Origin of the sequence: Coprococcus sp. AF19-8AC (genome assembly GCF_003603115.1) — a bacterium.
Taxonomy (GTDB): domain Bacteria; phylum Bacillota; class Clostridia; order Lachnospirales; family Lachnospiraceae; genus Coprococcus; species Coprococcus aceti.
Map to the genome: position 1 here is coordinate 198,491 of NZ_QTMI01000001.1, position 12,633 is coordinate 211,123.

General features: G+C 43.0%; 12 protein-coding genes. 4 read left to right on the forward strand and 8 right to left on the reverse strand.

Annotated elements, in window-relative coordinates; all coding sequences use genetic code 11:
- Window positions 1–19: 19 nt before the first annotated feature.
- Window positions 20–1,870 carry an alpha-amylase family protein gene (locus DWX57_RS00965; protein ID WP_120122881.1) on the forward strand — a complete coding sequence of 617 codons (1,851 nt, stop codon included), beginning with the start codon at window positions 20–22 and terminating at the stop codon, window positions 1,868–1,870.
- On the opposite strand, the gene DWX57_RS00970 is transcribed toward DWX57_RS00965, so the two are convergent.
- Window positions 1,871–2,923 (reverse strand): alpha/beta hydrolase, encoded by a 1,053-nt coding sequence (locus tag DWX57_RS00970; RefSeq protein ID WP_120122882.1) that lies wholly within the window; start codon window positions 2,921–2,923, stop codon window positions 1,871–1,873.
- Window positions 2,924–3,021: 98 nt separating this feature from the next.
- Complete coding sequence (locus DWX57_RS00975; RefSeq protein WP_165852742.1) at window positions 3,022–3,933, reverse strand: AraC family transcriptional regulator; 912 nt, start codon at window positions 3,931–3,933, stop codon at window positions 3,022–3,024.
- Between the two features lie 122 nt (window positions 3,934–4,055).
- On the opposite strand from DWX57_RS00975, the gene DWX57_RS00980 reads away from it, so the two are divergent.
- The 3 genes from DWX57_RS00980 to DWX57_RS00990 all read left to right on the forward strand — a co-directional run bounded on the left by DWX57_RS00980 (window position 4,056) and on the right by DWX57_RS00990 (window position 6,879).
- Window positions 4,056–4,817, forward strand: coding sequence for a response regulator transcription factor (locus DWX57_RS00980; RefSeq protein ID WP_243106138.1), 762 nt, complete (start codon window positions 4,056–4,058; stop codon window positions 4,815–4,817).
- A gap of 80 nt (window positions 4,818–4,897) precedes the next feature.
- On the forward strand, window positions 4,898–6,481 hold the full coding sequence (locus tag DWX57_RS00985; protein ID WP_120122884.1) for a sensor histidine kinase: 1,584 nt from the start codon (window positions 4,898–4,900) through the stop codon (window positions 6,479–6,481).
- A 98-nt stretch (window positions 6,482–6,579) separates the two neighbouring features.
- The gene (locus DWX57_RS00990; RefSeq protein ID WP_120122885.1) at window positions 6,580–6,879 is read left to right on the forward strand and encodes a hypothetical protein; all 300 of its coding nucleotides are present in this window, start codon (window positions 6,580–6,582) and stop codon (window positions 6,877–6,879) included.
- A 418-nt stretch (window positions 6,880–7,297) separates the two neighbouring features.
- On the opposite strand, the gene DWX57_RS00995 is transcribed toward DWX57_RS00990, so the two are convergent.
- From DWX57_RS00995 to DWX57_RS01020, 6 genes are all read right to left on the reverse strand, one after another.
- Window positions 7,298–8,233: a thiamine pyrophosphate-dependent enzyme gene (locus DWX57_RS00995; RefSeq protein WP_004848697.1), complete on the reverse strand. Its 936-nt coding sequence runs from the start codon at window positions 8,231–8,233 to the stop codon at window positions 7,298–7,300.
- 13 nt (window positions 8,234–8,246) lie between these two features.
- A complete protein-coding gene (gene porA / locus DWX57_RS01000) occupies window positions 8,247–9,428 on the reverse strand; it encodes a pyruvate ferredoxin oxidoreductase, alpha subunit (RefSeq protein WP_015533185.1) in 1,182 nt (393 codons plus the stop codon).
- Window positions 9,429–9,731 carry a 4Fe-4S binding protein gene (locus tag DWX57_RS01005; protein ID WP_004848700.1) on the reverse strand — a complete coding sequence of 101 codons (303 nt, stop codon included), beginning with the start codon at window positions 9,729–9,731 and terminating at the stop codon, window positions 9,429–9,431.
- Window positions 9,731–10,306, reverse strand: coding sequence for a 2-oxoacid:acceptor oxidoreductase family protein (locus DWX57_RS01010; protein ID WP_022217194.1), 576 nt, complete (start codon window positions 10,304–10,306; stop codon window positions 9,731–9,733). Before DWX57_RS01010 ends, DWX57_RS01005 begins: the two co-directional genes overlap by 1 nt.
- Window positions 10,307–10,633: 327 nt before the next feature.
- The gene (locus DWX57_RS01015) at window positions 10,634–11,917 is read right to left on the reverse strand and encodes a sensor histidine kinase (protein WP_120122886.1); all 1,284 of its coding nucleotides are present in this window, start codon (window positions 11,915–11,917) and stop codon (window positions 10,634–10,636) included.
- 1 nt (window position 11,918) lies between these two features.
- Window positions 11,919–12,626, reverse strand: a complete 708-nt coding sequence (locus DWX57_RS01020) for a LytR/AlgR family response regulator transcription factor (protein ID WP_117548652.1) — start codon at window positions 12,624–12,626, stop codon at window positions 11,919–11,921.
- Between the last annotated feature and the right edge of the window lie 7 nt (window positions 12,627–12,633).

Sequence of the window (12,633 nt, forward strand, 5' to 3'; positions counted from 1 at the left end):
TCAGAAAAGGAGAAGATAAATGGCAGGTTCAAAGACAGTGAAAAAGACTGCAGAATATACTAAGAGATTTGATGAGAGATATGACGAGCTCAAGTGGCTCTACTGTGAGCTCTATAACAACAATATGGAGGCATTTGACTGGCTGTGTGATTCTCTGTATGGTTATTATCAGGAGAGGAATGCTGATCTCAAGAAGCTGGACAGAAGCCGTGTCAAGAATCCGGATTGGTACAAGCAGAATGATCTGCTGGGTATGATGATGTACACAAATGCATTCGCGGGAACTCTCAAGGGTGTAAAAGAAAAGCTTCCATATGTGAAGTCATGTGGTGTGAATTATCTTCATTTTATGCCACTGCTGGAAAGCCCTAAGGGCAGAGATGACGGCGGATATGCTGTTGCGGATTTCAGAAAGGTAAAGCCTGAGCTTGGAACCATGGAGGATCTGGAGGACCTCACTGCAGAGTGCCACAGACAGGGTATAAGCTGTTGTCTGGACTTTGTGATGAACCATACAAGCGAGGATCATGAGTGGGCAAAGGCGGCGAGACAGGGGGATCCTGTTGCGAGATCCAGATATTTCTTCTATGATGACTGGTTTGTTCCAAATATTTACGAGGAGACAGTTCCTGAGGTATTTCCAACCACAGCGCCTGGTAACTTCACATGGATAAATGACTGCAATCAGGTGGTCATGACTACATTTTACCCATACCAGTGGGATCTGAACTATGCAAATCCTATGGTGTTCAACGACATGGTCGGCAACATGCTCTATATGGCAAACCGAGGTATAGATGTCATCAGACTCGACGCTGTTCCGTATATATGGAAGCAGATAGGCACAAACTGCCGTAACCTGCCGCAGGTTCACACTCTTGTCCGTATGATGAGGATAATCAGTGAGATAGTATGTCCGGGAGTCCTTCTTCTCGGAGAGGTCGTTATGGAGCCTTCCAAGGTAGTTCCATACTTTGGAACAGTTGACAAGCCAGAGTGCCATATGCTCTACAACGTGACAACCATGGCATCCACGTGGAATACGATAGCCACGAAGAATGTAGGACTCTTAAAGCGCCAGATGGATCAGGTGTGTGCACTTCCAAAGGATTATGTGTTCCTGAATTACCTCAGATGCCACGATGATATCGGCTGGGGACTTGACTATGACTGGCTGGCACAGTTCGGCATAGATGAGGTGGCACACAAGAAGTTCCTGAATGACTATTTCACAGGAAAGGGATACAACAGTGATTCCAGAGGTGAGCTCTATAACGATGATCCTAGACTCGGAGATGCCCGTCTGTGTGGAACAACAGCATCCCTGTCAGGCCTTGAGGCCGGCCAGTACGAGGCAAATGCAGACAAGATCGAACAGGCCATTGCCTGTGATCTCATGCTTCATGGATACCTGCTGGCACAGAGCGGAATCCCGGTTCTGTACAGCGGTGATGAGATAGGACAGACAAACGATTATACTTATAAGAATGATCTGGACAAATGTGCGGACAGCAGATATCTGCACAGAGGAAACTTCCCATGGGACAAGGTTGAAAATAAAGATCCTGTAGCCATGAAGATATTTGACGCGCTGCGCCACATGGAGGATATAAGAGCATCGCATGATGTATTTTCATGTAATGCAAATGTCTACACCATAGAGACAGGATGTGCAAGCGTCCTCGGAATAGTGAGGGAATATGCGGGACATGAGCTGAGGGCATTTTTCAACTTCAGCAACATGAATCAGCTCATCTGGACTATGCCTGAGGATCAGGCTGACATATATACCGATCTCATATCAGGCAAGACACTCCGCGAGCTTGGAGCAGTCATGCCTAGATATGGATGCTGGTGGTTCTACAGATAGTTATTCGGAATCTTTTTTATAGAACATAAGAAGAGTATTTTTGATAGAAGGCTTAAAGACTGTGTTATGGTCATAGCCTTCTATTTTTTCGTAGGTTAGGTTTAAGCCAGAATAATTTCTCTCTTGTAAATCATTGTAGAAATCCTCGATAGAAGATATGAAGTTTTTATCCTCATCTGCACCTACGGTTACATAGACATTAGCATTTAGAGTCTGTGTTCTGTTGTAATATTCTTCTTCGTACGTAGACATGAATTTGCCGTCAGTATTTGCCCACATGGAAGGACTGCCAATATAATAATTTGCAAATGTATTTTTTCCTATAGTGTCATTATGGAACAGAGCATAGTAAGCCCAGTATCCACCCAGGGAATGACCTGTGAGAGTCATGTTTTCAGGGTTTACAGAGTATATTTCTTCCAGATAAGGAATCAGGTTATCTACAATAAAATGCAGGAATGAATCAGGGTTAGTCTGAAGATCTCTTTTTCTGATGACATCATAATTGTAATTGTTTGGATACCCTATGCTGACAAGGATAACATCCTGTATCTGGCCAGATGTCATGAGAGGTCTGAGTTCAGGGTGATCACTGAGTCTCCAGACTCCATCGGTCATAACAACCATTGGATATGAGCTTGCTTCGTTATAATCAGGTGGAAGAGATATATGGACAACAAAAGTGTCATCTATCTCAGCATCATAAATGGATAATTCGTTGATATAGTCTGCACAGGCGGGATCAAGCGTGGTCACCTCGTTATAATACATGTGCTCGGGAGAGAGTTTTCCCATGGTTATGCTGGCACGTTCCTCTGGAAGTAAACCTGTTGGAGTTGGCGCTTCTGTAGTAAGCTCCTCAGTTGTGATTTCTTTGACTGAGGTTTCACTTGTTGTTGCTTCTTTGATTGACGTATCTTCGGATGAAGAATAGCTGGTGACCGATTTGGTGACAGTAGAGTCATTCTTAGATGCTGACGAGTGTTGACACCCGGTGACAGCTAATATAACGGCTATGCTGAATGTGGTCAAAATTGTTAATTCCTTTTTCATAAAAGGCCTCCTTTGATTGTATTTAGTAATTATCATATAAGTGAGAAATACTATAAAAACAATATCACAGGAGTTGCATTATGACCTGTCAGCAATGGTTAAACCTTGTCGGGGCGGATTTGCAGGAGAAGGTAATTTTGTTCCTTTTTTAATGATACATTGCTACACTCTAAGGTTATGTCAGGCACTATGTTATAATGAGAAAATGGGAGAAATTCTGTGTAAATTTTATACCAAAGTGACTGCTGCCCGGCAGGAGTAGTATCTGAACAGTCAAAACAGATCCATTCGCCGTCAGGAATGCTTGTTATCGAATAATCGGATATATTTAATCCGGAAATTTCTTGTTTTGTGATCATTCGTCCAAATGTGTAATTAAAGCATGAAATTTCATTATTGAACTTATCAATATTTATAAAATCATTTGATCTGTAACCGAATAAGCAGTTATTTGGTTTTTCATCAGTGGATTTAATTTCCATTAGTTTATCCCAGCTTTGACTGCAGCATTCTCTTGTAAATTTTGGAATCAGAACATTATTTTGCGCAGTATCGAGGCTTGTGAAAACCATCGAATAACCGGCAATACACATGCTGTTGATATTAATGATTCTGTAATTGAGCATAGACCCCCCATCTGCTGTGACCCTTAATACAATCCGGGTGAAATTACGGAGCCCTGACTTGCTATTTCGAACATAAGATGGAGAGTTTCCATGAAAGCGTGTGAAAGCCTTCGTGAAGCTTTCGGGTGTGTCATATCCGTATTCAAGTGCAATATCAGTCACCGCGCGGTTGGTGGAAATGAGTTCTTCCCCAGCCAGGGAAAGCCGGCGGTTTCTGATATATTCCCCTATAGTATATCCCGTGATTAGATGAAATACTTTTCTGAAGTTGTCGGGAGAAGAGTAAGCCTGCCTGGCTATTGTATTTTGGTCCAATACTTCACCGTCAATAAGGTGAGTCTCAATATAATCAATTGCGTTAATAAGTCCTTCGGTCCAATTCAAATGGTTTTCTACCTCCATGTAATGTATGTATATCACTATAGCACATATTTGTAGTAAATTGTTATAATGGACATATGAAAGTCATATCGGTTTGTTAATATGCAGGTCAAGGAGGTGATGATGTGGAGAGAAATGACATAGAGGCGTCAATAAATGCCGCATATGCAGAAAAAAATTCGGAGACTTCAAGAATGAAGATGTACGCTCTGAACAAGATATTGTTGGTGGAGGATGATATACACATAAGTGAGGTCATACATGACTACTTTGTCAGAGAGAGTGGAGGTCGGATGTATGTCGAGGTGGCGTATAATGGCGATGACGGATTGGACAGTTTCATGATGGAGACATTTGATCTTGTGCTGCTTGATATCATGCTGCCAGGGATGGATGGTTTTGCGGTGTGTCGTGAGATGCGCAGGAACAGTATGGTTCCAATATTATTTCTGACGGCTAGAGATTCCGAACGGGATATTATGCTGGGCTATGATCTGGGTTGTGATGACTACATAGTGAAACCATTTTCACTTGCAACTCTGTATGCCAAGTGCAAGGCGCTTATCAAGAGATCCAAGGGGACTGACAGCAATGGAGAGCTGGTATGTGGAGCGATAAGCATGAATCCGTCAAGATATATGACGAAGGTAAATGACGTGGAGGTCGATCTTGCACCAAAGGAGTTTGCTCTTCTGAAGATACTTCTTGAGAATAAGGGAAAGGTTATCACAAGAGAAAGACTGCTCGTTGATATCTGGGGTTATGATTATGAAGGAAGCGACAGATGCGTGGATAATCATGTAAGAAAGCTCCGGGCAGGTATAGGCAGTGCAGGAAAGCAGATAAAGACTGTGATAGGCAAGGGGTATCAGGTGAAAGAAATATAATTTATATCAGGCAAGAAATGATGATAAAAATGTCTGTATTAGAAAGCCTGGATTAGAATGTAAAAAGGGAGAAAAACGATATGACTGATAAAAAGAATAACAATAAGAAATATACATCGGCAGTAAGACGTGAGCTTAAGCGTATAGTGAGGCGAAAACTTTGGCGCGGGTTTCTGGTTGCAGGAGTTATGGTTATGCTGATCATCATAGCCGCACTTGGTTTATTGACTATAGTCAATTACAACCAGAGATCAGGATTTGACAATGATGTGAGAACAGTGTGCAATGGAATGTACAGAGTGATAAAAGATGGTGAGAGTGATCAGGAAATACGGGAAGATATAGAGGGGATACTCAGCAAATGCAATACACCTTATTTTGTATCAAAGGTTTACAGATATGACGATGGGGTTAAGCTGTCAGGACAGGATGCATGGCTTGAGGATGATGCTGAGTTTGAGGAAGATGCTGCATATGAGGATGACGCTGAGCTTGAGGATGAAGATAACAGCTCAGATACAGGCTCAGGGGATGATGATTTTCAGCCGGGAGACAGATTTGTTGAAAATGGTGTAACCTATGAGTGGATATCCACGGATGAAGGTATAACAGCTGTCAAAGTTCAGTCAGAAGATCAGGTATATGAAGATATAAGATCGGTTTCGGAGATATACCATGACTTTGTTGCGCAGGGGAAAGACAATGTGGATTTTGTAAATATGGAAAAACAGTATGAGAGCTCAAGAGCATATTTGAATGATGTATTTGAGAGGGAAGGGATGGACACCAATACAGATTATGAAGAGGACATATCCTGGAGAGGATATTACTACAGAGGCAGAACTGTGACTGTTGGTGGAAACGATTATTATGTTGCAGCTGCGATGTACGAGGATCCATTTACAAGATCTGAGATGGGGCTGTTTCGTATCATTATATATATGACGCCATTAGTTCTTCTGTGCTATGTGATAACGGCGGTGATATCCTACAGGAAAAAGAAAAAAGAGATCATTGAGGATGAGACCCGCAGAAATATCATTGCAGCTATAGCACATGATGTGAGAGGCCCGGTTACCGCCATATCAGGATATGCGGAGAACCTGCAGCAGATAGTTCATGATGCTGAATCAAGGCATTACACGACCTCTATACTGGATAATGTTTCATATATCAATGAGATGATAACCGGTATGCTCTCATACATCAGGCTGGAAAACACACTGACTATTAAGAATGACAATGTGGATATGGCGGCGCTTGCCAGACAGGTTACAGACAGGTATACAGGTGAACTGGAGAACAGGAATATAGAGTGCGAAATCGCCGGTCATGCTGAGATACGCGCCGATGCAAGACTCATGGATATCATGCTGGATAATCTGATCATGAATACGGTAAAGTATGCGTCAGACAACAGCATTGTAAATATTGATATTGGTGTGGGCAGACTGGTCATATCAAATGATATGGATGGTGAGATAGACTGTGATCCCCCTGAGTTATGGGAGCCTATGAAAAAAGGCAATTCCGCCAGGACCGGACATACAGGAAATGGTCTGGGGCTGTCAATAGTGAAGAAAATACTTGACCTGTCAGGTTTTACCGGGGATATAGCCATGGAAGATGGAAAGTTTGTGGTTACGATCATCTGGAGTAAATAGACACAGATAATGTGTATTGAATAATAAAACGTATAATAACATATTTGACAGAAGTTATATAGATAAGAGGAGGCTGTCCGGCGTAAAATGGACAGCTAGTGTTCAGAGATGATGAACTGGTTCAGAACTATGTACTCGATATAAGCGGTGCAAAGAACATGACCTCAGATGAAAAATATGCAGTCCTTTCCAGTGTGAAACTGAAGGATGGAACAATGCTTACAGATATCGTCGAATCGGGAGACGAAAATACAAACACAGCCGGAGAATACGAACTTCTGTTCACCACAGACCGCATATTGGATGTAAGCCAGGTAGACAGCCTGCTGTTCTGGAAAAATGCAGGCGAAGATGCGCAATACACTTTCAATGATTTCTATGAGGTTCCATTTAACTGATATTTTTCTTTGGTGTAAAATAGCACGATAGTGCCATTGACTGAGAGTTACCATTTCTTGCTATGAAGTATGCGATGCCATTATTGTGTGATTATACACTTGCATGTAAAGAATACAAAACAACTAGAAAATCCGTATATTACAATATGCAACAATCAGCAGTTAAGAACTAAATTAAAAGATAAGATTTGATGTTCTAAGAATTACAATATATTCAAGAACAGAAAGAAATCCAGTCCAGTATATATTACGATCGGTAGTGTAGTCGACTGAGTTTCAGCGCTTCTTGCTAAGGCGAAGCACGCAACGCCCTTATCGCGTGCGTAGCCGCATGCAGATAGAAGCAAGCGGAAACGAAGGAAGACAAACGTGATCGTATATATACTGGACTGGATTTCTTTCGTCCGTTTGTTAATATTTAATTCTTAGAACATCTATACAGCAGATCCTCCCAACGGCGGTCAACCTCCTGCTGATACTGAACGAGAAGGTGCTCGTTCTCAGGCTTGAACAGGTGCTTGAATCTGCCCTGCGTTCTCAGGAAGTCCTCGATAGGAAGCTTCTTCTTAGGAGAGTAGGAGAGGATCCATTTGCCCTCAATAACCTCGAACAGAGGCCAGTAGCATGTCTCAACTGCCAGCTTGCAGATGTCCATGATCTTCTCAGTAGGGTATCTCCATCCTCTAGGACATGGTGACATGACATTGAGGAAAGCTGCGCCAGGTGTGTATATGGCCTTCTCAGCCTTCTCATAGAGATCACGCATGTTGCCGAGAAGAGTAGATTGTCCAACATATGGGATGTCGTGGGCAGCCATGACCTGTGCCAGATCCTTTCTGTTCTGCATCTTACCATTTGACTGTGAGCCTACCGGTGTGGTTGTGGTGTCAGCATACATAGGAGTAGCCGATGAACGCTGGATACCGGTGTTCATGTATGCTCCGTTGTCATAGCACACATATACCATGTCATGTCCACGCTCCATGGCACCCGACAGTGACTGAAGTCCGATGTCATAAGTTCCGCCATCACCGCCGAATGTGATGAATTTGTAAGTGTCATCTATCTTGCCTTTTTTCTTCAGAACGTTGTAGGCTGTCTCAACACCTGAGAGGGTTGCGCCTGCGTTCTCAAATGCGTTGTGTATGTAGCTGTCCTCGTAAGCTGTGTAAGGATACATGAAGGTTGAAACCTCAAGACATCCTGTGGCGTTACCGATGACCGCCTTGTCGCCCTCGTGAAGGGCGCGGAGTACAGTTCTGACAGTGATCGTACCACCGCAGCCTGCACACATTCTATGACCTGGAGCAAGACGCTCAGGCTTGTTCATTACTTCTTTAAAATTATATGCCATTTCATCTTACCTCCTACTGTCTAAGTCCTATGTACTGATACTGAGGAATCTCAGCACCGTTCTCTATCATGTCTTCAAGCTGTGCAAATACGCCCTTGGCGCTGTCCACAGTGTAGTCACGTCCGCCGAGACCGTAGATGTAGCTGACAGCCTTTGTGGTTGCCTGAATGTCATACAGGTGCTCCTTGACCTCTGCTGAGAGAGGACCGCCGCCTGCTCTGAATCCTTCCGATCTGTCAAGGATTGCCACAGCCTTGGTGTGGGCGAGAGCCTTTGCAATCTCCTCACCAGGGAATGGTCTGAACACTCTGATCTTCAAGAGTCCGACCTTCTTGCCTTCGTTTCTCAGCTCATCTATAGCTTCCTTTGTTGTTCCGGCTGCAGAGCCGATCATAACGATGGCGTAGTCAGCGTCGTCAAGTCTGTACTCCTCAAAGAATCCGTAGTGACGGCCTGTCATCTCCTCGAATTCCTTTGCAACGTCAAGAATAACCTGCTTTGCATTCTTCATGGCAGTGTTCTGAGCCATCTTAGTCTCCATATAGTAAGGAGATGTGGCGTAAGGACCGACAGCCATAGGCATCTCAGGATTTAACAGATACTGCTCAGGGGTGTATTCACCTACAAACTTCTTTACGAGATCATCCTCGATGAGGGTGATGTTTTCAACGGCATGGCTTGTGATGAAACCATCCTGACATATCATGATAGGAAGTCTGACATCCTTGTGCTCAGATATTCTGTATGCCTGAACAAAGTTGTCATATGCCTCCTGGTTGTTCTCTGCATATATCTGAAGCCAGCCTGTATCACGTGCGCCCATACTGTCTGAGTGGTCACAGTTGATGTTGATAGGGCCGGAGAGTGCTCTGTTTACAAGTGCGAGGGCAAGTGGAAGACGATTGGACGCTGCCACGTAGAGCTCCTCCCACATGAGAGCCATACCACATGATGATGTGGCTGTGAGTGTACGGCAGCCGGCAGCCTCTGCGCCGATCGCTGCACTCATGGCACTGTGCTCACTCTCTACCGGTATAAATTCTGTATCGATCTCTCCATTGGAGATAAATGTTGAAACGAACTGAGGTATCTCAGTTGAAGGTGTTATAGGAAATGCAGGCATAACATCCGGATTGATCTGCTTTATAGCATGTGCCACAGCCTCATTTCCTGAAAGACGTTCTCTTATAGCCATTTATTTGCCCTCCTTCATAGTGATTGCTCCGAATTTGCACTGGTATGCGCATATACCGCAGCCCTTGCAGTGCTCCAGGTCAAATGCGAGACGCTTGCCTGATACGACCGGAATGCATGAATCCGGACAGACAGGTGCGCACAGAAGACAGTGTACGCATTTGCTCTCGTCTAGGACAGGTGTTGAAGTCCTCCACTCACCTGTGTTAAATGCCTTGGATGTGCCACCGCCGTATACGTGGTTTCCAGGTGTGAGCTCTGTCCATTTGCTATTGTCATGTATCTTGCTTATATCTGTTCTCATTACTTCATTACCTCCCTGAAGGCGAGCTTTAATGCTTCCATGTTGCCCTCGATAACCTCTGGTTTCTTGGCAAATTTGTGCTGATATGACTGTCTCATATCTTCGAGGAAAGGTCCCTCCTCCATGATTCCGCTGACAGCAACGATGGCTGCAAGCATAGGAGAGTTAGGGAAATTCTTGCCGAGAGTCTTCATGGAGATCTCTTTGGCGTCAAGTGTGTATACCCTACCCTTGTAACCCTTGAGCAGTGGACGAACCTCGTCCGGAGTCTTAGGTGTATTTATAATGATGGCACCATCCTCGGCGAGACCTGCAGTCACATGTACAGGTTCGATCAGAGATTCGTCTACAACAACCACATACTGTGGCTCGTAAATGTTGGAATGTACTCTGATAGGTTCACTGCTGATCCTGTTGTAAGCAGTGATAGGTGCGCCCATTCTCTCCGGGCCATACTCAGGGAATCCCTGAACATATTTACCTGTTTTGAATGCCACATCTGCGAGAAGCAGGGCAGCAGTCTTGGCACCCTGACCACCACGTCCGTGCCATCTGATTTCGATAGTATCTTTCACTTTTACATCTCCTGTCAAAAATTTCTCATTAAGTTCTATTTAATTCCATTTAATATGAAAAAATAATCCTTTTGATTATACCATTTATAAACAATAAGTAAAGAATAAAATTAAGGATATATGGTGGAATACAGAAAAAATTAACGAATAATGGTGGATATGCCTGAAAATGTTAGATGTTGACGGGCTGCGCAACATAAAATCTTAAACAATAGGGAAAAAAAGATAAAAATACTGCATGTGTATATATGAAAGAGATCATTATCAACAAAAAAGACAGATATGGGATCTGTCCATAGCTGTCTTAAAAGGTCATAAAAGTGATATTTATAGTCTGACCAGAAAATGAATATAAGTCTGTCCGTCTGCTGTCTGATTGTCGAGAAGGATCTCACCGTCATATTTTTTAGTGAGTTGTTTTAACTTATAAAGACCTATTCCCCTTGAATATCTGCCGTCCTTCAGCGGCTTTGTCGAGTAGCCTTTGGTGAAGAAATCCCTTCGCATGACCGAGGTGAGAGTAGGACCTGCATTGAGGGTCTCAATGGATGTCTTCGTTCCGTCTGAGTCGATCACTATCTCTATATGTCCTCCATCCTCGGTGGCATCAAATGCATTGTCCACCAGAATACTCATCGTATCCAGAAGTTCGAATTCAGCAGCCTTTGATGTGAGAGTTGAATTCTTGACATTTATATTGAGATCTATATTTCGTTCCTGAGCAAGGTTCATCTTGCTGAACAGGAATCCTGCAATCAGTTTCATGTTGATCCTCAGAAGGTAGGAATTTTTTATAACATGATCGCTGCATGAAGTATCAAGTTCCTTTGCCAGAGCGGCAGAGAGTGATTCATAATCGGTGTAGCTGATCGGCAGCATACTTATTGCCTGAAGTTCGTTGTTGTAATCGTGCTGTCTCATTCTAACCTGATCAATAAGCTCCTCTATAATAGGAAGATACTGTTCATAAGACTGCAGCTGCTTCTGGGACTCCCTGAGACTCATGTAGTTCTTGTACATTCCGGCGTACAGGATGAGTATAAGAATAACTATAAACAGGAAAGTCATAAACACATTCATGAAATCTTTAGGTGATATACGCTGGTATAAAACCATGGAGACCATGAGGGCAAATACAGCGAGTATTATATTCCTGAAAACCTGGTTTTTTATGATGAGGGTTTCATACAGCTTATCCAGGTGCCCGAATTTGTACAGCAAAATAGCTATCACAAAAGCCATAGCTTCAGTTATATATGTTGAAGCATTGGTGAAAGGGTTGTCTGTGAATTGCATGATGACAACCATCTGTATAAGGTTCAGCACTGTCATGATTATAAGAGCTATTGCGTAGCCCGTTATGATCTTCATTGGCGGATAACGGAAGACCAGGGAGTAGAATACAAAGCAGTAGATGTATGTTATCAGTGTGAATATGAACATGGAGTCTGTAACTGTGGCAATCAGAGAGACTGGTAAAGTCAGCAGAAGCAAAGGTGGAAGTCTCCTTGCTATCTGGGAAAATTTTACATTGTATATCGCCATCATGAATATTAAAAATACAAAGGTATCAAGCAATATCTTGGAAAGAAAGTTAAAATATGCAGCCATTTTATCTGTACTCCTGGTAAGTTTCTATAATAGTTTTATATTTGCGTCCAACCGGTATGGACTCCTGAGTCAGCTTTAGCTTTATAAGTGAATTGGATCTGTCATAACTCTGTATGTAGTTGGGATTGAAGTAATAGCTTTTGTGGCATCTTACCAGAGAAGCATCACCGGCATCCTGCAAAATTGACTCGAAGGTCGGGTTGGTGACGATAAAATCGCCGTCGGATGTGAAAATGTGCTTGTGGTGGCCGGATGCACATACATAAATTATTTCATCCATGCTTATATGGAAAAGTATTCCCTGGATATCCTTTACGCGGATCCTTGATGTCTGGTCGTCAGGCTGTGTGAGCACCGAGTTGATACCTCCTACGACATCGATTCTGTCATAAGGCTTTGAGAAATAATACTGGCAATGATACTTGTTGATGACATCAAGGTTTGGAACGGTGATATCGGTGATGAAGATGACAGGTGTGTCACTGTATTTGGGAATTCTTCGGAGATAACCACATACATCCAATCCGGTCTTCCCTCCACCGAGATCAATGTCCAGTAAAAAGATATCAATATCAAATGAATCTATTATTGTTATGGCATCGTTGTAAGTTGATGCAGTGTTGACAACAGCGTCTGCGTACTCTTCTTCAATTATATATTTTAAGCCGGTAAGCTGGATATTGTCATCCTCAACAATCAGAAAATTCATAATCAAA